Here is a 21,592-nt window from a genome sequence, read left to right on the forward strand (position 1 = left end):
CTAGAAGGTCTGCACATGCAGAGGCTCTCCCTTTTTCCATTCAGCATAAAGCACATCTTTGACAGTTTCAGCTCCCCAGCCCTTCAATTCCGATTGGAGCTTGTCTTCATCCCAATGAATCATATGCAGATTATCCAGAACAATTTCACCGTCAAGCACCAGTGTGACCGGAAGCTCTTCCGGCTGCAGCTCAATTTTGAAATCCTTGGCTGCAGGGGAGCTGTATGGCGGTTTTTTAAGCACACTTACTGTCCCATCCGTCTCCAGTATCGCATACTCGCATTCACGTATAGAGAAAATATCCTTGGACCTCAGCAAATGCTGCAGCTGATTGATGTCAAGGTGATTCTTCTTTAAAGAGTCGTACACAATCTGCCCCTTTTTAATGACGATCGATGGCTCTCCCTCCAGAAAACGGCGCATTCTTTTAAACCTCTGTGTCAGATACTCAGTGAAATAAATCAATATTCCCCATAAGAAGACGGCAAACAGGATCTGGCCCAGGCCGATTTTTTCATCGAATAATGCATTGCCCACCAGTTCCCCCAAAACAAGGGCTGAAACAAAGTCAAATGTGGTGATTTGGGTGATCTGTGTTTTGCCCAGGAACTTAGTGATTAAAAAAAGGGCGGCAAAACCCACAACCAGCTCTGCGAAAATATGCAGATATTCCATGGCTATAACTCCTTTTAGTCCTTATTATTTTCATAGTATGTACGGACATGGAGGAAATTATTGACTGGGAAGAGTATTTTTCAATAGGAAAGGCGCCCTGAAATAAGGGCGCCCGGGTTTTTACAAGTACTTTTTCATTGTGCGGTGAGGGATGCCTGCATCCATAAATTCCTCTGAGACCACTTCATAGCCCAGTTTGCTGTAAAAAGGGATGGCCTGTGTCTGGGCATTCAGCTTAACAGCAGGTAGTTCCTGCTCTCTGGCAAGCTCTTCGATTTTATCCATGACAGCCTTGCCAGCCCCAATTTTGCGGGAATCTTTAAGGACGCAGATCCTTTCTGCCTTCCCGACCCCATCTACGACTCTGTATCTTCCTGCTGCAGCCGGAAGCTGGCTGTCATCGTAGAGAATGATATGGACGGCTTCCTTTTCGAACTCATCATACTCTTCTTCTTCTGGAACCTGCTGTTCGTCTATAAAGACGATTCGCCTGATTTTATAAACGTCTTCAATCTCTTGCTGTTCAACTGCTTTCTTTACGATCACGATTTATAATTCCTTTCCAAAACGAAATGTTTCATATACGGTCCAAGAACCGTTTTCCAGCTGATAGAGCAGATGGAAGCGGTCGATTGTTTCCTCATAGTTGACACGCTCCATGCGGAGTGAGCCGAAGACATCGGAATGCTCGTCATCCGAGAGCTTTTGCCCGACTGTAATATGGGGAACAAATGCGTATTCCTGATTTTCGCCCCCGGGAAATATTTGATTGATTTCCGTGTGGAGTGCATCCAGGTAATCATCTGGTTCAACCTTAAGGTAAATCACGTTGTTGACCGGCTGAAAAGAGCTGAACTTATTGACCTTCATATTAAATGGCCTAGCATTCTCAGCTGCTTTATGAAGCTTTACGGAAAGCGATTCTGCCTGCTCATCAGTTGCCTCAAAAGCACCTTTCAGTGTCAAGTGCGGCGGAATGAGAGCATAATGCGGATCATAGCGCTTCCGATAGGAATTGGCCAGATCTTGAAGTTTCTTTGCAGGAAATATAACTATTCCATATTTCATCCTGAATACCTCCATTGATAAAAATGATAAGCACATATATAAGATTTGTTTATCTATTATAACAAATTTTCCGACTTCAATGATATAGAAGGTCTTTTTTTAAGGTCAGTTGTTATTGAAAATAAATAAAATGTCTTAGGTGTGAAGGCAAGGACCGCCTTTTATTCTTGCTCGTCTTATGCTTGAGGCCCACAGGATGTGGGTCATGCGGACGTTGCCACAGGACGTGGCGTTCTTAGTCCGCGTTCCTCTAATGAACAGTCGCCTCCGCTTTTCTTATTGTCCAGCTCCGGGCGCTAGCCCCTCGAGGACTTAAGCCAAACAGATCAAAAGGTTAAAGAGCAAACCTTTCGCTCTGTTCGTCTTAAGCTTGTCGGGGCTGGGCAAGCGCCATCCGCTTTTCTTAAAGCATGTGCTTCAAAGCTCTTTTAAAGTCCGGCTGCCAGTATTTCCAGGTATGATTGCCTTCGAATTCGTTGTAGAAATATTGAAAACCTCTCTCAGATAATATGGAGGAGAGACTTCTGTTTGGTGTAAGGAAGTCTTCTATTTCTCCTTTAGTCGTTTTTACTTCTGTCTCTTGCGTGCCGATTACATGATAGATATTCAGCAGGCCGGGGGTTGGAAAGCTCCGGGCAGCTTCAAGGATGCTTTCGTCCACATAAGGAGATTGAAGGATTGTTTTCCCGAATGTATTCGGATATTCCAGCGAAGCCAGGAGCGAGACTGAAGCGCCGAGTGAGTCTCCTGCCAAAATGCGGCCCTGCCCCATTTGATAAGTAGGGAATTCTGCATCAAGGTAAGGCACGAGCTCATGTGCCAGGAATCGTATGTACGCCCTGTGTTTATCTCCCTCGGGATGATATTTGCTTCTGCGGTCATGCACATTTTTATAAGGGATGCCCACAATGATAACGTTTTCTATTTCCCTGTTGTGAAGGAGCTCATCTGCTGCCCGTCCTGCCCGGCCCATTTGGAAATAATCCTTTCCATCCTGGGCAATGAGAAGGGAATATTTATAAAGGGGAGAATAAGAGGGAGGAAGATAGATAAGTATATCCAGCTCTTCTCCCAGCTCCCTGCTCTGAAAAGAGACTTCTTTTATCGTTCCTTTTTGAATTTCCATGCCAGACCTCCATACACAGCTTTGTAAACCTTTTAAAAGGAATTCTAACATAAGAATTTAAGAATTGCCCATTCTGTGCACCTTATTGGTTCAGCCTAGCTGCAGCAATGTGTTATTATTGGATAATAAAACCAATCTTGAATCAGGAATAATAATAACTCTTCAATATAGACCGCTAAGACTATTTTCCTTGCCGGCACAACCTCTCCACTATTGGATTCAGGAGCGACCATGAGATGGTAATTGACAATTGTGCAAAAGTTTATGTTAAAATAAACTTGAGAAATTCTAAATAAAAACAGAGGGGGAAATTCTATGAAAAGAAAAAGTTTCTTACTTTCAGCAGCATTGCTGCTGGCGCTTTCTATGATTCTGGCTGCATGCGGCGGCAATTCAGATGAAGGCGGTTCAGACAATGGAGGGGAAGGCGGATCAGAAAAGCCTAAATTCCTCAGCATCGTTACCGGTGGAACCGGCGGTACATACTTCCCGCTTGGAGGCGCATTCGCGGATATCATCTCAGATGAAACCGGCATCCAGGCCAATGCTGAAACATCAGGCGCTTCTGCCGAGAACATGAATACGCTTAAAGATGGAAATGCTGAAATTGCTTTTTCACAAACTGATATTGCTTCATATGCTAAAGATGGAAAGCTGATGTTTGAAGGTTCTGCTGTTGACAATGTCAGCGCTATCGGAACGCTTTATCCTGAAACGATCCAAATCGTCACTACAGCTAAATCCGGCATCAAATCTGTTGAGGATTTGAAAGGCAAGAAGGTTTCTGTCGGTGCTCCAGGTTCAGGCACAAACCCGAATGCAGAGCAGATCCTTGAAGTGTACGGGATGACTTTTGATGACATCGACAAGCAGGATCTTTCTTTTGACGAGTCTACTGCAGGTATCCAGGATGGAACTATCGATGCGGCTTTCGTAACTGCTGGAACTCCTACTGGTGCTGTTGAAGGTCTTTCAGCGACTGAAGAAGTTGTCATTGTTCCTATCGAACAGGACAAAATTGATGCTCTGATTGAGAAGTACCCTTATTATATCCAGGATGAAGTCCCATCTGGAACTTACGGACTCTCTGATGCTGTAGCGACTGTTGCTGTACAGGCGATGCTTGTCGTGGCAAATGACCTGTCTGAGGATACCGTTTACGACATTACTAAGGCTATCTTTGAAAACACAGACAAAATCACACACGCAAAAGGCAAATTGATTACAGCTGAAAGTGCTCTGAATGGGGTAGGCATCGAGGTGCACCCGGGAGCTCAGAAGTATTTTGACGAAAAAGGCGTAAAAGCCGAATAGTCTGCTGATTTTTCTAAATGGCTTCACCCTGGCCGGCGCTGCAAACCTGAACAGGTTACCGCGCCGGTCAATTCTCTTTAAGAGGACCTGAAGTTTAAGTCAGCCTTAGCCCAATGAGAGATGGGCCTGGTGAAGGTGTTGGCCTTCATCCCATTTTCTAACAGGGGGTCCTGATGAAAAGACGAACAAGATTGAAGAGAGCATTATTGCTGCTTCCCCTCTTAATTGCTGCCATTGCAATTATTATCTTTATCCCTTACAAAAAAGCACTTGTAATTCAATACCAAAATACAGGCAAAGTGCTTGCCTATATCCCTTTCACCGAGGAAGAAATTTTTAAAATTAAATATACCCATTCAATCCATCTTTCCGATGTGGTAGAGAGCTATAAACCAACCAAGGATTTGAAGATCCGGCAATATGAGCTTATGTATGAAGATTTTGCGATCGGCATGCCTGACAACGCTTCCTCAGGTGAGGTATTTGAACAAAAGGACGGGAAATACTATATCCGGAATATGAATCGGGTATTTCCTCATTTTGATATGCGGACAGGCAAGGTCAGGGCAAATCATAGAATTATATATAACGGAACCGAGTATCCTATGGCAGGTTTTATCGAGCCGGGAACATGGGTAAGATTTACAATTGATAAAATAAACATTTACCAGCAGTTGGAAGGAGTGAATATCCTTGAGCAATAAAGGAGAAACACTGACTCAGGAACAGCAGCAGGAGCTGCTCGAAAAATATGATCCCGAAGCGGGGACGCGAAAGCTGAAGGGAGTGCTGGGATGGATTGTCTTTTTAGGCTTGCTGTCCTTCTCCCTATTTCAGCTTTATACTGGAATATTCGGTGTATTGACTGCGCAGCTGCAGCGTTCCATCCACTTGGGATTTGCACTTGCGCTTATTTTTCTTCTTTTCCCAGCGAGGAAAAAGGACAGGGGGAAAAAGCATAAGGTAGCTTGGTATGATTTGATCCTTGCCATTGCTGCGGTTGCAGTAGGGGCATACTGGCCGCTTATGATCGATGAGATTGTCATGAGGGTCGGCCGTTTGACTGATCTGGATTTTTATATTGGACTTACAGCAATCATCCTTGTCCTTGAGGCAACCAGGAGGGCAGTGGGGCTTCCTATAACCATCATTGCTGCCCTTTTTCTTGCGTATGCCTTATACGGTCCCTATATGCCCGGCTTCCTTGCGCACAGAGGGTTGGATCTCCAAAGGCTGGTGCAGACGATGTTCTTTACAACCGAAGGGATATTGGGTACGCCACTCGGAGTTTCTGCCACCTTCATCTTCCTGTTCCTGCTGTTCGGGTCATTCCTGGTAAAAACGGGTGTGGGGCAATATTTCAATGATCTGGCTGTCAGCATCGCCGGAAAAAGGACAGGCGGGCCTGCAAAGGTAGCGATCTTCTCCAGTGCACTTCAGGGTACGATCAGCGGAAGCTCAGTTGCCAATGTGGTAACTTCAGGTTCTTTTACAATCCCGATGATGAAAAAGCTGGGATACAAGAAGGAATTTGCCGGAGCGGTTGAGGCAGCAGCTTCTACAGGCGGACAGCTGATGCCGCCAATCATGGGGGCTGCGGCCTTCCTGATGGTCGAATTCATTGGCGGAGGCATCACCTACTGGGATATTGCCAAAGCAGCAGCCATTCCTGCCCTTCTTTATTTCACGGGGATATGGATCATGACCCATTTTGAAGCGAAAAGAATAGGGCTCAGAGGCCTGAAGAAAGAAGAAATGCCAAACCGCAAAGAAGTGCTGAGCAAAATCTATCTGCTGCTGCCTATCCTGGCAGTGGTCGTCCTGCTTATGAGCGGTATGAGTGTAATTAGGGCGGCTCTCTGGTCTATCCTCATTACAATAGCAGTCAGCGCAATCAGAAAAGAAACCAGGATTAATTTTAAAGATGCCATTGACGCGCTCGTTGACGGTGCGAGAACTGCACTTGGTGTAGCCGCTGCAACCGCAGCTGCCGGCATTATCGTCGGTGTGGTAACCAAGACAGGGCTGGGGCTGAAGCTGGCAAATGGACTGCTTGATCTGGCCGGCGGAGCTTTAATACCGACGCTTATGCTGACCATGGTAGCTGCAATTGTTCTGGGAATGGGTTCTCCGACAACTGCGAACTATGTTATCACGTCTACGATTGCGGCACCGGCCATCATTTTGCTTGGCGTGCCGGACTTATCAGCTCACTTGTTTGTTTTTTACTTTGGCATCATTGCCGATATCACACCGCCTGTTGCGCTTGCAGCTTTTGCTGCTGCAGGGGTTTCCGGAGGAGAGCCAATCAAGACAGGCGTCAATTCGGCGAAGCTGGCTATCGCGGCCTTCATCATTCCATATATGTTCGTTCTGTCACCTGAACTACTAATGATAGATACTACTTGGTATTATCTGATTTGGGTTGTCTTTACCGCTTTGGCAGGAATGACGGCAATTGGGGCAGGGGTAATCGGCTACTGGTTCAGAAGATTAATGTGGTTTGAACGCATAATCGGAATTGTCGGCGGATTATGCCTCATTTATCCGGAAGGGTATACAGATATTGTTGGCCTTGCATTATTTGCAGCTCTTATCATCCTTCAGTTTGTTATCAAAAGGGATGATTCACTAAAGCCGCAGACTGCAGGCTGATTGGAAGAAGGAAGTCCATATGGGCTTCCTTTTTTTATGGGATTACAATAGAAGAGATGGTTTGGAGGGATAACTTTAATGAATAATGGATGATTACGTAGTGGAGGAAACTGAGATAGATTCTGTTGGACAAAACAGAAAAGCTAATTCCAACACAAATATTGAAATTAGCTGATTTTCCGGTATGTCTGCTCTTTTTCCGGCATGAGCGAGAGAATATTTTCGAGCTTGAAGATTCTCATTTGCCTTCTTGTGAAGCAATAGGCAAGAACGGTAGTCCCATTTATATCCTTCACTAAAATCTTCCTTTGTGTCAGCTTGTTCTTGGCGGAAAGGTATATGACCTGGATCGCCATATTCTTTTCCATGGACCGGTATAGAATGCCTTTCATCTTGACTGCCTCCCATTAAGCCATCTATGGCTTTGTTTTTCTTGTAATTTTATTATATGCGAACAGACGTTCTTTTTCAAGCGTGAGGCGTTGCTTTTTTCATTTTTTTACATTTGTTTATTCCGGTTTGCATTAAAAGGACCTATACCAGATAGCTGTGTGGAAATACCTTTATAAAGGCTGCTGAAAAGAATAGTAGTATATAATAAAAAATATCTGAAATAGTATTGACTTTGCACCGAAAATGAATATAATTAAATATGTAGTTAAGACACGATCTGATAGTTCAGCGGGAGAATACTTCCTTGACAGGGAAGGGGTCGGGGGTTCGAATCCCTCTCAGATCATACTGAAAGATGTCTGGCAGAATAGTGCCAGGCATCTTTTTTTGATGAATTTTTAGTATGGGATGCAAAAAAAGGGGCTGCCGAGAGTAATCGGCAGCCCCTTTTTTATTATTTTTTCATAATCTCTCTAACAATTTCAAATGACCGCAACCGGGCTTTATGATCATAAATCTGGGCATTGACCATAAATTCATTAGCCTGGGTTTTATCAAGGAATTCCTGCAGCTTTTTCTGCACCGTTTCTGCATCTCCAATAATGGATGAGCCAAGCTGCTGCTGCAGCAGAGCCTTCTCGTATTCACTCCATAGTTCATCCATGTTGTCGACAGGCGGCTTCAGGGCACCTGGTGTATTGCGGATTAAATTAAGGAACTGCTGCTGCATGCTAGTGGCGAGCCTTTCAGCTTCTTCCTGTGTATCAGCGGCAATTACATTGACCCCTACCATTGCATAAGGCTCAGATAAATCATCTGATGGCGTGAAATGACTGCGGTAAAGATGAAGGGCAGGCAGGGTATTATCAGGAGAGAAGTGGCTTGCAAATGCAAAAGGAAGTCCCAGCTGGGCAGAGAGCCTGGCACTGAAGCCGCTTGAGCCCAAAAGCCAGATCGGTATATTCAAGCCTTCGCCTGGAACGGCTCTTACTCTTTTCCTTTCAGCCGGCGACTCTGCTTCGAAATACTCACGAAGTTCTTCAAGCTGTTCAGGGAAATCCTGCCCGTCGCTTCCGCGGTCCCTGCGCAGTGCATGTGCTGTTAACTGGTCTGTGCCCGGCGCCCGGCCCAGTCCAAGATCAATGCGCCCGGGATATAGGGACTCCAATGTGCCGAACTGCTCGGCTATCACGAGCGGTGCATGATTAGGAAGCATAATCCCGCCGGAACCAACCCGGATGGAAGAGGTTCCTCCGGCTACATGCCCGATTACAACAGAAGTGGCTGAGCTGGCAATCCCTGTCATATTATGATGCTCTGCAAGCCAATAGCGCGTATAGCCCCATTTTTCGGCATGCTGTGCGAGGTTGAGTGTATTCTTTAATGAAACAGCTGCTGTACTCCCTTCGTTGATAGGTGAAAGATCAAGTACAGAATATTTAATATCGCTTAACTTTTTATTCTCGGACATATTGTCACTTCTTTCTTCTGGAATGGCGGCTGTGCAGTTCATCAGCTCATGTCTATTTTATCAGCAGTAATTAGTCTCTCAAAATATTATGATTTAAACCGGAAAAAACCCACTGTCTAAGCTTTTATTGAATTACGGCATTTTCGGGGGAAAAGGCCGCTTTGAAAAGTAATATGCAAAGTGGGATTTCTTGCGGGAGGCAGCCGCAAAGGTTATTCTTAATGAAAATATAATTGTAAAGGATGATGACAGTGAAGCGGGTGCTGCCGCCAGGGCAATTTGAAACTGAAAAATGGCCTGTTCTCCACCAGGGCGATGTTTATGAATTTGATGAAGCTTCTTGGGATTTCAGGCTCTTTGGAGAGGTAGAAGAGGAGGTTTCCCTGTCATATGCTGAAATGATGATGCTTCCAAAAACGGTGTCCAGCATTGATATGCATTGTGTGACTACCTGGTCCAAGTTTGGGACAGAGTTTGAAGGGATTGCTTTGAGGGAACTGCTGCAGCTGGTCAATATCAAGGAAGATGTCAAATATATAAAGATATACGGGTATTATAACGGGGACCGTTTTGGCTACTCTGCAAACCTGCCTCTGGGGGACCTGCTAGGCGATGACGCCCTGTTTGTATACAGATGGAAGGATGAAAACCATGAATGGCAGGAAATATCCCCTAAGCATGGCTACCCGCTGCGATTCATACCTCCAGCCTCCTTTTATTTGTGGAAAGGCTCAAAATGGGTATCCGGCATCCGTTTTATGAAAGACGATGAAGAAGGCTTCTGGGAGGAGCTTGGCTACTCTATGACCGCCGATCCGTTTAAGGAAGAACGGTACAGGTGATAGATCTTAAATACTCATCTTCGCAGAGTAAAATGGTCAAGTAATTCTTCGTATACCTGGGCAGGCCGGTATCCATTAGAGTTGAATTTCGCTAAGCTGCAGGTGATAGAGCCCATCCATTAATAGACGGAAGAATTCCGCTTAATTAGTCATTTTAATAAAAAACAGCACAAATAGACGGAGAAATTCCGCTTATTGACCCGAAAAAGGTGAAAATTAACTTATCTTCTTTTCTTAATCGGAAAATCTACCCTTATTTTCCCAAAAAAGAGCACCGCTTATTTTTTGGAGGGTTCCTCAAATCAAAAGCTAGCAGAAAGAGAGCCTGCGCATTTAGCGCTCGGCGAAGCATTTCATGAATGAAGGGCGGGGCAGGCTGAAGGACTTCCGCCGAACGGCGTTTGTAGCCTGATGTGTCTTCTGTAGATGTATTCGTTCATACCATTAACACTGTTTTCTGTTCATCAGGCAGCTGCTTGTCTTGATGGGTTTAGCCTATCAAATATGCGACGCCTCTTCTTTATGGCAGTGTTATTTCGACTATTCATTTACCGCAGAATAAGGTGTTTTCTGTATTTATTAATACGTCAATAAACGAATGACAGCAGGCGATATGCTAGAAATGCCAGCTGCGCATTGATAAGCGGAAATTTAGTTGAATAAATAAAAAATTTAGAAAAATCCATAAAAATAATTGTCAAAGCAGTCTCTGTTATATTACAATTTCCTTAAGGGCGTGTGCATTATAATGAATATTTATGTTCCCGCATAAATGCCTCATATAATATCCCCGCGCCGCAGGAGGGCAATATGTATCAGGACAGCACAGTGTATATTATTGGAGACAGCAAGACATCCTCCAATAATCCGATCATGCAGAAATACAATGGTTTTTTCATTGCACTCGTCATTGACAGGGACACACATAAGATTGAAGATGCAGAATGCTCTTCAACAATTGGGCTGACTTCCCTGTTTGTTAAGTCATTGTTTGCAGGGAAATCCATGCTTGAGGAAGAAGGCATCCTTTCTGAAATAGAAGCGCGGTATTTTGGTTCTTCCCAGAAAGCGCTGATGGTTGCTTTTAAGAATGCCAGCATTAAGTACAAGCAAATAGCCGGAATAAATTTAAATGTATAGCTGCTTTTTCTGCTGAACCCAGATAAAATCCAGCTGTTAGAGACTCTCTCTGGCAGCTGGATTTTTTTGATAGCCTTAGAGCTCTATTCATAACGCTATTGAAATATAGTAAATTATCCGCTATAATAGTAAGAAAATTAAAAATATTTGAAAGTGTGGAGAGTCTATGAAAATATATCTATCGGTTGATATGGAAGGCATAACCGGGCTGTCTGATTATACCCATGTTGATTCTTCCAGGCATAATTACGAAAGAAGCCGCATCATTATGACAGACGAAGCAAATTTTATTGTTTCAGAAGCTTTTGACCGCGGTGCTGCTGAGGTGCTGGTGAATGACAGCCATTCCAAAATGAATAATCTTCTTGTTGAGAGGATGCACCCGGAAACCCAGCTGATCACAGGGGACGTTAAGCCTTTCAGCATGGTTCAGGGTTTGAATTCTGAATTCTCAGGTGCTATATTCGCTGGCTACCATGCAAGGGCCTCCATGGAAGGTGTAATGTCCCACACCATGATATTCGGTGTCCGGAATATATACATAAATGACACAGCAGTCGGGGAGCTGGGATTCAACGCATATGTGGCAGGCCATTTTGGCGTCCCGGTGATCATGGTTGCAGGCGATGACCGGGCGGCCAGGGAAGCCGAAGAGCTTATTCCGAATGTAACGACAGCTGTTGTAAAACAGACCATTTCCCGTTCGGCTGTAAAAACCCTCACACCTGCTAAGGCCGGGATGCTTTTGAAAGAAAAAACCGCCGCTGCTATCGAGAACAGGGAAAAGGTTAAACCGCTTGTCCCGCCGGATGCCCCTCTCCTGAGGATTGAATTTGCAAACTACGGCCAGGCAGAATGGGCAGGACTTATGCCTGGTACGGAAATAGAAAAAGGAACAACAACCGTCCGGTTCCAGGCAAAAAACATCCTGGAAGCTTACCAGGCTATGCTGGTCATGACCGAGCTGGCCATGAGAACGGCATTTTGTTAGGAAGTGGCCGGGATGAATAGTTATATACTCAAAAGACTTTTATCGATGCTTGTTACTCTATGGCTGATCATCACGCTTACCTTTTTCCTGATGCACAGCATCCCTGGTTCTCCATTCAACGAAGAAAGGGCGACGAGCGAAGCTGTCCAGAAGAACCTGGAGGCCTATTATCATCTGGATGAGCCGCTCCCTGTCCAATATGCAACTTACCTGAAGTCGCTTGTAACGCTGGATTTCGGGCCTTCTATCAAAAAGTCGTCACAGACAGTCAATGACATGCTGAGCCGGGGCTTTCCGGTGTCATTTGAACTTGGGATGTGGACATTGCTCCTGGCAGTTTTTTCAGGGATCGTGCTTGGCATCATCGCAGCGCTCAGGCATAACGGATTCATTGATTATCTGGCGATGACCATCGCTGTGCTCGGCATATCGGTTCCCAACTTTGTTCTGGCAACGCTGCTGATCCAGCAGGTTGCTGTCAATTGGGACCTGCTTCCCGCAGCTACATGGACCAGCTGGAGGCATATGATCCTGCCGACCCTGGCTCTCGCAACCGGCCCGATGGCAATCATTGCAAGGCTGACAAGGGCAAGCATGCTCGAAGTGCTGACCCAGGATTATATCAGGACGGCCAAGGCAAAGGGGCTGACACCGGTAAAAATCGTATTCAAACATGCACTGAGAAACGCATTGCTCCCTGTTGTCACGGTGCTTGGCACCATGGCGGCGAGCATATTGACGGGAACCTTTGTCATCGAGAAGATTTTTGCCATACCGGGGATGGGCAAGTATTTTATTGAAAGCATCGGGAACCGGGACTATCCCGTCATCATGGGGACAACCGTTTTTTACAGCGCCGTACTTATCTTCATGCTGTTTCTGGTGGATTTCGCCTATGGCGTACTCGATCCCCGCATCAAGCTGAGTAAAAGGGAGGGACGATAATGGAATTGCGAAAACAGCAGGAGCGCAGCGTTTCTCCGGAAGTTCCTGATGAGTGGTTTACGCCCCGCTCGAAAGAAGAGGGGGAAGCTGAGGCAGTAGTGAGGCCAAGCCTTTCCTACTGGCAGGATTCATGGAGGAGGCTGTCGCGCAACAAGCTGGCAATGGCCGGACTCGTATTTCTCATCTTTCTGCTCTTTATGGCTGTCTTTGGACCGGTCATTTCGCCTCATTCGGTCGAAAGCTCCAAGCTGACCGATCAGAATCTCCCTCCATCGTCCAGCCACTGGTTCGGCACAGATGAATTGGGGCGGGATGTGTTCACAAGAACCTGGTATGGCGCCAGGGTCTCACTGTTCGTAGCGGTGATTGCGGCCCTGCTGGATTTTATGATCGGAGTCATCTACGGAGGCATTGCCGGCTATAAAGGAGGCAGGGCAGACAACCTGATGATGCGGATCATTGAAGTCCTGTACGGCCTGCCATATCTGCTGGTTGTCATTCTGCTTGCAGTTGTAATGGGCCCAGGCCTGACGACCATCATTGTCGCCTTGTCAGTCACAGGCTGGATTGGCATGGCCCGGATTGTCAGGGGACAGGTCATGCAAATTAAAAATTATGAATTTATACTGGCATCCAAGACCTTTGGAACAAAGACATCGAGGATCATCAGAAAGAATCTCCTGCCTAATACGATGGGCCCGATCATCGTCCAGCTTACGCTGACGGTGCCCTCGGCCATATTTGCAGAAGCTTTCCTGAGCTTTCTTGGCCTGGGAATCCAGGCGCCGTTTGCCAGCTGGGGAGTAATGGCCAATGACGGACTGTCTACTATCCTTTCCGGCCATTGGTGGAGGCTGTTCTTTCCTGCCTTTTTCATCTCCATGACGATGTTTGCTTTTAATGTTCTCGGGGACGGCCTGCAGGATGCACTGGATCCAAAGCTGAGGAGGTAGAGCCATATGGAAAAAGTGTTGGAAATCAGAAATTTGCATGTATCCTTTTCCACCTATGGCGGAGAGGTAAAAGCAGTCCGCGGTGTGGAATTTGATTTATACAAAGGGGAAACCCTCGCTATAGTCGGCGAATCGGGAAGCGGCAAAAGCGTCACTTCCCAGAGCATCATGAAGCTGATACCATCCCCGCCAGGAAGAATCGCAGAGGGGTCGATCCTGTTCAATGGCCGTGACCTGACCCGGCTGAAAGAGGCAGAGATGCGGAAGATACGGGGGGCGGACATATCCATGATTTTTCAGGATCCCATGACGGCCCTTAATCCGACGATTACTGTAGGGGAACAGATTATTGAAGGAATCCGCCAGCATCAGTCCGTTTCCAAAGACCAGGCTAAGAAAAAGGCACTGGAAATGCTTAAGCTGGTGGGCATTCCCAGTCCTGAGTCAAGGCTCAGGCAATACCCGCACCAATTCAGCGGCGGCATGAGGCAGAGAATCGTCATTGCGATGGCCCTTGTCTGCGAGCCGGAAATATTGATTGCGGATGAGCCGACGACCGCCCTGGATGTAACCATCCAGGCACAGATACTTGATTTGTTCAAGGAAATCCAGCAAAAGACAGGTGTATCCATCATATTGATCACCCATGACCTTGGCGTGGTTGCGCAGGTAGCTGACCGTGTCGCGGTTATGTATGCCGGGAAGATCGTTGAGGCAGGCACAAGGAGGGAGATCTTCTATAGTCCGCAGCATCCTTATACAGTAGGGCTGCTGAACTCGGTGCCCCGCCTTGATTCTGAAGAAGGGGAGCTGGTGCCGATACCTGGATCGCCCCCTGATTTGTTCGCTCCGCCGCAGGGCTGTCCTTTTGCAGCAAGATGTGATTATGCAATGGAGGTTTGTGAAAAAGTCTATCCGTTTGAAAGCCGTTTAAGCAGTGAGCATTATGTGGACTGCTGGCTGCAGGATGAGCGTGCTAAAAAACTGCTGACACGTGTAAGATAGCGCCGCCCGCTTTCCGGCCGGGCCGGAAGGTAAGGCGGGATTATCCAGATGCAGGAGCCATATGGAACTGCATTGATAGATGAAAATGGAATGAGGGGGAGAAAAATGAAAAAGTTTTTCATGTTGTTTCTGGCAATGTCGCTTGTATTCGTCATGGCAGCCTGTACAGCCAATTCGGATACAGGAAGCGAACCTTCAGACGAGGGCAAAGATAGTGGGGATAGCGGAAGTGAAAAGGTGCTTTACTTAAATAATGGTGTAGAACCTACATCCTTTGATCCTCCAATCGGCTTTGATGCCGTTTCCTGGAACTCGCTGAATAATATCATGGAAGGCCTGACAAGGCTCGGCAAGGAGCATGAAGCAGAACCTGCCGCGGCAGAGAAATGGGATGTTTCAGAAGATGGCAAGACATACACATTCCATATTCGCGATAATGCAAAATGGTCTAACGGGGAAGATGTGACAGCAGGGGATTTTGTTTTTGCCTGGAAACGCCTGCTTGATCCGAATACAGGTTCGCCGGCGGCTTTCCTCGGCTATTTCATTGAGGGCGGGGAAGCTTTTAATACTGGTGAAGGATCGGCTGATGAAGTAAATGTAAAAGCTGTCGATGATAAAACATTCGAAGTGACTTTGACAAGCCCGCAGGCTTACTTTTTAAACATCATCGCCAATCCGGCATTTTTCCCGGTCAACGAAAAAACAGCGACGGAAAATCCGGAATGGTTTGCAGAAGCTGACACCTTTGTAGGAAATGGCCCGTTCAAGCTGACAGAATGGGAGCATGACACAAATATGGTCATGGAGAAAAATGAAGAGTATTGGGATGCGGAAAATGTCAAACTGGATAAAGTGCACTGGGCGATGGTGAATGACACGAATACCGAATACCAGATGTATCAAAAAGGGGAGCTGGATACTTCAGATGTACCGGCAGACCTGAGCGAGCAGCTCTTTGAAGAAGGCAAGGTCCAGGTTGAAGATCAGGCCGGCCAATATTTCTACCGCTTTAATGTGAATAAGGAGCCATTCCAGAATGTGAACATCAGAAAAGCTTTTGCAATGGCGGTGGATCAAGAGCAGATCGTTGAATTTGTAACCAAGAACCAGGAGCAGCCTGCTTATGGATTTGTTCCTCCAGGCTTTAAGGATCCGTCCGGGAATGATTTCCGCGAAGTTAACGGGGACCTGGTCAAAACTGATGCCGCACAGGCAAAAGAGCTGCTGAAGAAGGGAATGGAAGAGGAAGGCTACAGCGAGCTTCCTGAAGTGACTCTGACATACAGCACGAATGATGTGCATAAAAAAATTGCAGAAGCCCTTCAGCAGATGCTTAAAGAAAATCTGGGGGTCGATGTAAAGCTTGCAAATATGGAAGCAAACGTATTCGCGACTGAACAGAAGGCGCTGAACCTGCAGCTTTCCAGAAGCTCTTTCCTGGCTGATTATGCTGACCCGATCAACTTCCTGGAGAACTTCCAGACCGGCCACTCGATGAACCGGACCGGCTGGAGCAATGCAGAGTTCGATAAGCTGATCCAGGGCGCGAAAAATGAAGCTGATGAAGCGAAACGCTATGACATGATGTACGAAGCAGAAAAAATCCTTTATAATGAGTCGCCTATTTTCTCACTGCATTTCTATAACCAGGTATATCTCCAAAATGAAGCTGTATCAGGTATCGTCCGCCACCCAGTCGGATATCTGGAATTAAAATGGGCTGACAAAGAATAGCATTGAAAAGGGGTGTTCTGCTGAACATCCCTTTTTAACTGGCAAACGGCAGCGCATATGGAAAGGGGCATATGATATGAAAATAAAGCCGGGACATTTGAAAAAAGGGGATGCTGTCGGTGTAGTATCACCGGCCAGCCCGCCTGAAGCCAAAAGCCTTGATAGGGGCATTAATTTTCTTAAAGAGCTGGGATTGGAAGTCAGAGAAGGAAAATCTGTCAGGAAACTAAATGGCTACCTGGCTGGCACAGACAAAGAGAGGCTCGAGGATCTGCATGATATGTTCGAAGACAAAGAGATCAAAGCGGTCTTTTGTGCAGGCGGGGGATACGGAACTGCCAGGATTGCAGGTGAACTGGATTATGGCCTTATTAAGGCCAATCCCAAAATATTCTGGGGGTATAGTGATATCACCTTCCTTCATACGAGCGTAAGGCAGAAGACCGGACTTATTACCTTTCATGGTCCGATGCTTGCTTCCGATATCGGGAAGGAGGATGTCCACCCATTGTCCAAACAATATTTCAGCCAGCTTTTCAAGCCGGCAGATTCCTTATATACTGAAAAGATTTCACCTTTGGCAGCAGTGGTGGAAGGAAGGGCAGAAGGTCCTCTGACTGGAGGCAATCTATGCTTGATCGCGAGTACGCTTGGAACTTCTTTTGAGATTGATATGAGAGGGAAGCTGCTGCTGATCGAGGATATCAATGAAGAACCGCGCTCAGTCGACCGGATGCTGAATCAGCTGCTGATGGCAGGTAAATTATCTGAAGCAGCAGGCATTGTCGTGGGGGACTTTAACAAATGTGAACCGCAGCGCGAGCTCAGCTTATCTCTTGATGAAGTTATTGATTACTATCTGATTAAAGCGGGCAGGCCGGCCATGAAAGGATTTAAGATCGGACATTGCTCGCCTCACTTCTCTGTTCCGCTCGGAGCGGATGCGGTGCTGGATACAGCGGAAAAACAATTGTATGTCGAAAGCGGCGTACGCTAAAGAGGTGCAAGGATGAAAATTGAGCGAATTGAGACCTTCAGGGTTGCCATCCCATTGATCAAGCCGTTTAAGACTGCCTTAAGGACTGTGACTACAGCGGAATCTGTAGTCATTAAAATCACATGCGACAACGGCATTGAAGGCTGGGGAGAAGCTCCTCCTACAGTCGTCATCACCGGGGACAGCCTCATGAGCATCGAATCGGCCATCCACCATGTGTTCAAGCCATATCTTGTCGGTAAAAGCCTTCTGAACTATGAAACTATTTTCCAGGCAATAAAGACATTGATGGTCGGGAATTCAAGTGCAAAAGCTGCGGTGGATATGGCTTTATATGACTGCCTTTCCAAGCATTGCAGGCTGCCGCTGTATCAATTCCTTGGCGGCGCGAAAAATGAAATCGAGACTGACTATACAGTGAGTGTGAACAATCCCGAAGAAATGGGCGATGATGCTGCTTCCTATATAGATCAGGGGTTCAATGTACTGAAGGTTAAGGTCGGAAAAGATGATATCATGACAGACATCAGCCGAATAAAGGAAATCAGAAGGCGTGTCGGCAGCAAGGTGAAAATCAGGCTTGATGCGAATCAGGGGTGGCAGGCAAAGGATGCAGTAAGGGCCATCAGGAAAATGGAAGACAGCCTCCTCGACATTGAGCTGGTCGAACAGCCGGTTCCCGCAGACGATATTGAAGGGCTTAAACAAGTGACCGATTCCGTTGAAACTCTCATCATGGCGGATGAAAGTGTGTTCAGCCCGAAGCAGGCGCTCCAGGTGCTTTGTACGAGGAGTGCGGATCTGATCAATATCAAATTAATGAAGGCAGGGGGGATTTTCCAGGCCCAGGCCATCAACCAGCTGGCTGAAACCTGCGGTGTCGAATGCATGGTGGGAAGCATGATTGAAACAAAAATAGGCATCAGTGCCGCTGCCCATTTTGCTGCAAGCAAAAAAAATATCACACGCTTTGATTTTGATGCCCCCCTTATGCTGGCCAAAGATATGGTAGAAGGCGGCATCAGCTACAGCGGAAGGAAAATCACTTTCCCTGATGCAGCAGGGCTTGGCATCAGGCAAGTGTATTCAGAAGGAGGAATTTCAAGTGGGAATTCAGCATAAATGGCTGGTAAATGTACCAGTGGCGACAGTCTGGACCTACCCTGAATCGGCCAGGGAAATAGATGGAAAAGCGATTTCCAGCGGGCCGGACATAGAGGGATGGCTGGCTGGCCTGACATATGAAACTAGCCTCGCGCTTTGTAATGAAAACAGAATCCAGACCCAGGCACTGTTTGGCCAGGAGGTTATCCTCCTGGAAGAAAAGGGGCCTTGGGCGAGCGTCATAATCCTTAGCCAGCCTTCAGGAAAAAATGAAAGAGGCTATCCTGGCTGGATGCCAAAAAGCCAGCTGATGAAACTGAATGAATGGAATATCAAAAAAGGCCCTGTTGCATCTATCAGTTCAAAAAAAGCTGTATTGTATTCAGAGGAAGAGAAGCCTTTATTGGAACTCAGCTTTGAAACTGTCCTTCCTGCTGTTGAGAAAACTGATGAGTGGCTTAAAGTTAGGATTCCTGAAGGATACGGACTTCTTCGGCAGGAGGATGTTATCCTCCATCCTTCTTTGGAAGCGAGGAGGAAGGGGAATGGAGAGGGAATCGTTTCCGAAGGTGAGCGCTTCCTTGGCTTGCCTTACCTGTGGGGAGGGATGAGCAGCTGGGGATATGACTGCTCGGGATTCAGCTATAATATGTGCAGGGCAAACGGCTATATCATCCCAAGGGATGCGCATGATCAGGCACAAAATGGCAAGAAAGTGGATCTTGCTGAGATCCAGCCGGGTGACCTGCTGTTTTTTGCTTACCAGGAAGGCCGGGGCAGCATCCATCATGTGGGAATCTTTTATGGAGACGGAAAATTGCTCCATTCGCCGAACACAGGAAAAACAATCGAAATTATCCCGCTTAAAGACACCATCTATGAGAAGGAATTATGCGCAGCACGCCGTTATTGGCAGGAGGGAGAAGATTGACAATGCCGGACAGCATACTTGAGGTAAAGAATCTCAAAAAACATTTTACGCTTGGAAAAGGAGAGGTGTTAAAAGCTGTTGACGGCATTTCCTTTGATATAAAAAAGGGAGAAACCCTCGGAATTGTCGGTGAATCAGGATGCGGAAAATCGACTGCCGGCAGGACGATTATCGGGCTTTACGACAGTACAGATGGGGATGTCATCTTCAATGGAAAAAATGTCCACAGCATGACAAACAGGGAGCGCTTCTCTTTCCACAAGCAGATGCAGATGATTTTCCAGGATCCCTATGCTTCGCTCAATCCCAGATCAACAGTAAGCGAAATCATTGCCGAGCCGATGGAAGTCCATGGCTTATTACGGAATAAACAGGAGCGGATGGAAAAAATCTATCAGCTTCTGGAGGATGTCGGACTTAATAGAGAGCATGCCGGACGGTATCCGCACGAATTCAGCGGGGGACAGAGACAGAGGATCGGCATCGCGAGGGCCCTCGCCCTGGAGCCTGAATTCATTATAGCGGATGAACCGATATCAGCACTGGACGTTTCGGTCCAGGCCCAGGTGGTGAACCTGCTCAAAAAGCTTCAGAAGGAAAAAGGGCTGACATACTTATTCATCGCCCATGACCTGTCAATGGTCAAGCAGATAAGCGACCGGATCGGTGTCATGTACCTGGGGCATATGATGGAGCTCACAACCAGTAAGGAATTGTACCGTAATCCGCTTCATCCATATACACGGGCTTTGCTTTCGGCCATTCCGATCCCTGATCCGGATGTTGAGGATCAAAGGGAAAGAATCATCCTTCAAGGCGAGCTGCCAAGCCCGATCGATCCTCCAAGCGGCTGTGTGTTCCGGACCAGATGCCCTCACAGCATGGATATTTGTGCAGAAAAGACGCCTGTCTGGCAGGAGGCGGAGAAATCAAGGTTTGTCGCCTGCCATTTATACGATCCCAATCTGACCGGAAATCATGACAGCTCACAGGCAGCAGCATCTAAATGACCGGGCTGCTCTCGGAAAATATCAATCAACTTGAACAGAGGCTGGCTGATATCCTCAGGCAATGTCCGGGTAATGCCAGTCTGGCAGTAGAGTACGGCGAGATGGCAATCTATATGAACAGCGGGCGGACATATCCTGCAGCAAGCCTCATCAAAATCCCGATCATGATGGAAGCTTTCTTTCAGGCGGAGGCGGGCGCCCTGGATCTCAATGAGCAGGTGCGCATTGGCGGGATTGAAAAGTCCGGCGGGGCCGGCATCATTCAATCTCTTTCAGTAAAAGCTTCCCTAAGCATTCTGGACTGTATAACCTTGATGATTATAGTCTCAGACAACACAGCTGCCAATCTGCTGATAAAATTGCTGGGCAAGAAGAATATTAATGACAGAATGCATGGACTGGGTCTTCAAACGACTGTACTGGGCAGAAAAATGATGGACTTTGAAGCCGCTGCAAAAGGTATTGAAAATTTTACCACTGCGGCGGATATGGTGAAATGCCTGAGAGCAATAAAAGATGGTGAATTATTTTCCGAAAAGAACCGCAGCAGGATGCTCGATATAATGGAAGCGCAGCAATTCAGAGAAAAGCTGCCAGCCATTGCATGCAAGGACCTGAAGATTGCCAATAAAACCGGGGAGCTGCCTGGAATCGAGCATGATTGCGCCATCTTTACTTCAGGCCGGGATGATTTATATGCTGCCGTCCTGATTGACAGTCTCTCAAGCCCGGAAGAAGGAAAACATGCAATAAGGCAAATTGGGAGCCGGTTATCTGAGTTTCTTTGCCTTCCGGAAACAGAAACGGGGTGAAAATATGAAAGAGTTTAAGAATTATAGTGATTTCTGGCCTTTTTATCTTTCGCAGCACAGCAAAAAATCCACTAGGACATGGCATTTCATCGGCACTACTTTTGTATATATCTGTATTGCTCTTGCCATCATTTATTTGAATGTCTGGTTCATCATCCTGGCGCCGGTCATTGCTTATGGGTTTGCCTGGTTCTCCCATTTCTTTATTGAAGGAAATAAGCCGGCAACTTTTGGACATCCACTCTGGTCGCTTCGGGCTGACTTCCAAATGTATTTCTATATTTTAACTGGACGTCTTTCAAGGGAAATCGACATTCTGCCTGAACAATATTCAGCAGAAAAATAGACTATCAGAAAAGCATCCTCAGCCGCTGGGATGCTTCTTTCATTCTTAGTACTCCGCATACTGGTCTTTGACACTAT

At 46.6% G+C, this 21,592-nt stretch carries 22 protein-coding genes and 1 tRNA gene; 17 read left to right on the plus strand and 6 right to left on the minus strand.

Features of this window, described 5'->3' with window-relative positions; all coding sequences use genetic code 11:
• From FZD51_RS17010 to FZD51_RS17025, 4 genes are all read right to left on the minus strand, one after another.
• A complete protein-coding gene (locus tag FZD51_RS17010) occupies positions 1–675 on the minus strand; it encodes a DUF421 domain-containing protein (protein WP_148975860.1) in 675 nt (224 codons plus the stop codon).
• A gap of 120 nt (positions 676–795) precedes the next feature.
• A complete protein-coding gene (locus FZD51_RS17015) occupies positions 796–1,221 on the minus strand; it encodes a GNAT family N-acetyltransferase (protein ID WP_148975861.1) in 426 nt (141 codons plus the stop codon).
• A gap of 3 nt (positions 1,222–1,224) precedes the next feature.
• Positions 1,225–1,743 carry a YjcG family protein gene (locus tag FZD51_RS17020; protein ID WP_148975862.1) on the minus strand — a complete coding sequence of 173 codons (519 nt, stop codon included), beginning with the start codon at positions 1,741–1,743 and terminating at the stop codon, positions 1,225–1,227.
• Positions 1,744–2,146: 403 nt separating this feature from the next.
• Positions 2,147–2,869 carry an alpha/beta hydrolase gene (locus FZD51_RS17025; protein ID WP_148975863.1) on the minus strand — a complete coding sequence of 241 codons (723 nt, stop codon included), beginning with the start codon at positions 2,867–2,869 and terminating at the stop codon, positions 2,147–2,149.
• A 315-nt stretch (positions 2,870–3,184) separates the two neighbouring features.
• Here FZD51_RS17025 and FZD51_RS17030 point away from each other — a divergent pair, with 315 nt between their 5' ends.
• From FZD51_RS17030 to FZD51_RS17040, 3 genes are all read left to right on the plus strand, one after another.
• Positions 3,185–4,183, plus strand: a complete 999-nt coding sequence (locus FZD51_RS17030; protein ID WP_148975864.1) for a TAXI family TRAP transporter solute-binding subunit — start codon at positions 3,185–3,187, stop codon at positions 4,181–4,183.
• Between the two features lie 173 nt (positions 4,184–4,356).
• On the plus strand, positions 4,357–4,887 hold the full coding sequence (locus FZD51_RS17035) for a DUF1850 domain-containing protein (protein WP_148975865.1): 531 nt from the start codon (positions 4,357–4,359) through the stop codon (positions 4,885–4,887).
• On the plus strand, positions 4,877–6,838 hold the full coding sequence (locus tag FZD51_RS17040; RefSeq protein WP_148975866.1) for a TRAP transporter permease: 1,962 nt from the start codon (positions 4,877–4,879) through the stop codon (positions 6,836–6,838). Before FZD51_RS17035 ends, FZD51_RS17040 begins: the two co-directional genes overlap by 11 nt.
• Positions 6,839–7,005: 167 nt before the next feature.
• Here the strand turns inward: FZD51_RS17040 and FZD51_RS17045 are convergent, their stop codons facing one another.
• Complete coding sequence (locus FZD51_RS17045) at positions 7,006–7,230, minus strand: hypothetical protein (RefSeq protein ID WP_009794159.1); 225 nt, start codon at positions 7,228–7,230, stop codon at positions 7,006–7,008.
• 275 nt (positions 7,231–7,505) lie between these two features.
• On the opposite strand from FZD51_RS17045, the gene FZD51_RS17050 reads away from it, so the two are divergent.
• Positions 7,506–7,577, plus strand: a tRNA-Val gene (locus FZD51_RS17050).
• 108 nt (positions 7,578–7,685) lie between these two features.
• On the opposite strand, the gene FZD51_RS17055 is transcribed toward FZD51_RS17050, so the two are convergent.
• Positions 7,686–8,702: an LLM class flavin-dependent oxidoreductase gene (locus FZD51_RS17055; protein WP_148975867.1), complete on the minus strand. Its 1,017-nt coding sequence runs from the start codon at positions 8,700–8,702 to the stop codon at positions 7,686–7,688.
• Positions 8,703–8,953: 251 nt separating this feature from the next.
• Between FZD51_RS17055 and FZD51_RS17060 the strand changes: the two genes are divergently transcribed.
• From FZD51_RS17060 to FZD51_RS17120, 13 genes are all read left to right on the plus strand, one after another.
• Positions 8,954–9,544 carry a molybdopterin-dependent oxidoreductase gene (locus tag FZD51_RS17060; RefSeq protein ID WP_148975868.1) on the plus strand — a complete coding sequence of 197 codons (591 nt, stop codon included), beginning with the start codon at positions 8,954–8,956 and terminating at the stop codon, positions 9,542–9,544.
• Between the two features lie 810 nt (positions 9,545–10,354).
• Complete coding sequence (locus FZD51_RS17065; protein ID WP_022543622.1) at positions 10,355–10,684, plus strand: DUF3870 domain-containing protein; 330 nt, start codon at positions 10,355–10,357, stop codon at positions 10,682–10,684.
• Positions 10,685–10,850: 166 nt separating this feature from the next.
• Positions 10,851–11,675: a M55 family metallopeptidase gene (locus tag FZD51_RS17070; protein WP_148975869.1), complete on the plus strand. Its 825-nt coding sequence runs from the start codon at positions 10,851–10,853 to the stop codon at positions 11,673–11,675.
• A gap of 12 nt (positions 11,676–11,687) precedes the next feature.
• Positions 11,688–12,620, plus strand: a complete 933-nt coding sequence (locus tag FZD51_RS17075) for an ABC transporter permease (RefSeq protein WP_148975870.1) — start codon at positions 11,688–11,690, stop codon at positions 12,618–12,620.
• On the plus strand, positions 12,620–13,573 hold the full coding sequence (locus tag FZD51_RS17080) for an ABC transporter permease (RefSeq protein ID WP_148975871.1): 954 nt from the start codon (positions 12,620–12,622) through the stop codon (positions 13,571–13,573). The genes FZD51_RS17075 and FZD51_RS17080 overlap by 1 nt, the downstream gene beginning before the upstream one ends.
• Positions 13,574–13,579: 6 nt before the next feature.
• Positions 13,580–14,578, plus strand: coding sequence for an ABC transporter ATP-binding protein (locus FZD51_RS17085; protein ID WP_148975872.1), 999 nt, complete (start codon positions 13,580–13,582; stop codon positions 14,576–14,578).
• A gap of 105 nt (positions 14,579–14,683) precedes the next feature.
• On the plus strand, positions 14,684–16,315 hold the full coding sequence (locus FZD51_RS17090; protein WP_148975873.1) for a peptide ABC transporter substrate-binding protein: 1,632 nt from the start codon (positions 14,684–14,686) through the stop codon (positions 16,313–16,315).
• Positions 16,316–16,391: 76 nt separating this feature from the next.
• On the plus strand, positions 16,392–17,312 hold the full coding sequence (locus FZD51_RS17095) for a S66 peptidase family protein (protein WP_148975874.1): 921 nt from the start codon (positions 16,392–16,394) through the stop codon (positions 17,310–17,312).
• A 12-nt stretch (positions 17,313–17,324) separates the two neighbouring features.
• Entirely contained in the window at positions 17,325–18,434 is a 1,110-nt protein-coding gene (locus tag FZD51_RS17100) for a mandelate racemase/muconate lactonizing enzyme family protein (RefSeq protein WP_148975875.1), read from the plus strand.
• A complete protein-coding gene (locus FZD51_RS17105) occupies positions 18,418–19,347 on the plus strand; it encodes a C40 family peptidase (protein ID WP_148975876.1) in 930 nt (309 codons plus the stop codon). The genes FZD51_RS17100 and FZD51_RS17105 overlap by 17 nt, the downstream gene beginning before the upstream one ends.
• Positions 19,348–19,349: 2 nt before the next feature.
• Positions 19,350–20,357, plus strand: a complete 1,008-nt coding sequence (locus FZD51_RS17110; protein ID WP_148975946.1) for an ABC transporter ATP-binding protein — start codon at positions 19,350–19,352, stop codon at positions 20,355–20,357.
• The gene (locus FZD51_RS17115; RefSeq protein WP_148975877.1) at positions 20,354–21,169 is read left to right on the plus strand and encodes a serine hydrolase; all 816 of its coding nucleotides are present in this window, start codon (positions 20,354–20,356) and stop codon (positions 21,167–21,169) included. Before FZD51_RS17110 ends, FZD51_RS17115 begins: the two co-directional genes overlap by 4 nt.
• 4 nt (positions 21,170–21,173) lie before the next feature.
• Positions 21,174–21,515 carry an Mpo1-like protein gene (locus tag FZD51_RS17120; protein WP_148975878.1) on the plus strand — a complete coding sequence of 114 codons (342 nt, stop codon included), beginning with the start codon at positions 21,174–21,176 and terminating at the stop codon, positions 21,513–21,515.
• Positions 21,516–21,592 lie beyond the last annotated feature (77 nt).

This window comes from Bacillus infantis (assembly GCF_008180445.1).
Taxonomy (GTDB): Bacteria; Bacillota; Bacilli; order Bacillales; family Cytobacillaceae; genus Bacillus_AB; species Bacillus_AB infantis_B.

Bases quoted from the DNA above. Each gene is read 5' to 3' on its own strand.
- FZD51_RS17010 (WP_148975860.1), bottom strand. From the start codon at position 675: ATGGAATATCTGCATATTTTCGCAGAGCTGGTTGTGGGTTTTGCCGCC.
- FZD51_RS17020 (WP_148975862.1), bottom strand. From the start codon at position 1,743: ATGAAATATGGAATAGTTATATTTCCTGCAAAGAAACTTCAAGATCTG.
- FZD51_RS17025 (WP_148975863.1), bottom strand. From the start codon at position 2,869: ATGGAAATTCAAAAAGGAACGATAAAAGAAGTCTCTTTTCAGAGCAGG.
- FZD51_RS17030 (WP_148975864.1), top strand. From the start codon at position 3,185: ATGAAAAGAAAAAGTTTCTTACTTTCAGCAGCATTGCTGCTGGCGCTT.
- FZD51_RS17035 (WP_148975865.1), top strand. From the start codon at position 4,357: ATGAAAAGACGAACAAGATTGAAGAGAGCATTATTGCTGCTTCCCCTC.
- FZD51_RS17045 (WP_009794159.1), bottom strand. From the start codon at position 7,230: ATGAAAGGCATTCTATACCGGTCCATGGAAAAGAATATGGCGATCCAG.
- FZD51_RS17055 (WP_148975867.1), bottom strand. From the start codon at position 8,702: ATGTCCGAGAATAAAAAGTTAAGCGATATTAAATATTCTGTACTTGAT.
- FZD51_RS17065 (WP_022543622.1), top strand. From the start codon at position 10,355: ATGTATCAGGACAGCACAGTGTATATTATTGGAGACAGCAAGACATCC.
- FZD51_RS17070 (WP_148975869.1), top strand. From the start codon at position 10,851: ATGAAAATATATCTATCGGTTGATATGGAAGGCATAACCGGGCTGTCT.
- FZD51_RS17075 (WP_148975870.1), top strand. From the start codon at position 11,688: ATGAATAGTTATATACTCAAAAGACTTTTATCGATGCTTGTTACTCTA.
- FZD51_RS17080 (WP_148975871.1), top strand. From the start codon at position 12,620: ATGGAATTGCGAAAACAGCAGGAGCGCAGCGTTTCTCCGGAAGTTCCT.
- FZD51_RS17085 (WP_148975872.1), top strand. From the start codon at position 13,580: ATGGAAAAAGTGTTGGAAATCAGAAATTTGCATGTATCCTTTTCCACC.
- FZD51_RS17090 (WP_148975873.1), top strand. From the start codon at position 14,684: ATGAAAAAGTTTTTCATGTTGTTTCTGGCAATGTCGCTTGTATTCGTC.
- FZD51_RS17095 (WP_148975874.1), top strand. From the start codon at position 16,392: ATGAAAATAAAGCCGGGACATTTGAAAAAAGGGGATGCTGTCGGTGTA.
- FZD51_RS17100 (WP_148975875.1), top strand. From the start codon at position 17,325: ATGAAAATTGAGCGAATTGAGACCTTCAGGGTTGCCATCCCATTGATC.
- FZD51_RS17110 (WP_148975946.1), top strand. From the start codon at position 19,350: ATGCCGGACAGCATACTTGAGGTAAAGAATCTCAAAAAACATTTTACG.
- FZD51_RS17115 (WP_148975877.1), top strand. From the start codon at position 20,354: ATGACCGGGCTGCTCTCGGAAAATATCAATCAACTTGAACAGAGGCTG.
- FZD51_RS17120 (WP_148975878.1), top strand. From the start codon at position 21,174: ATGAAAGAGTTTAAGAATTATAGTGATTTCTGGCCTTTTTATCTTTCG.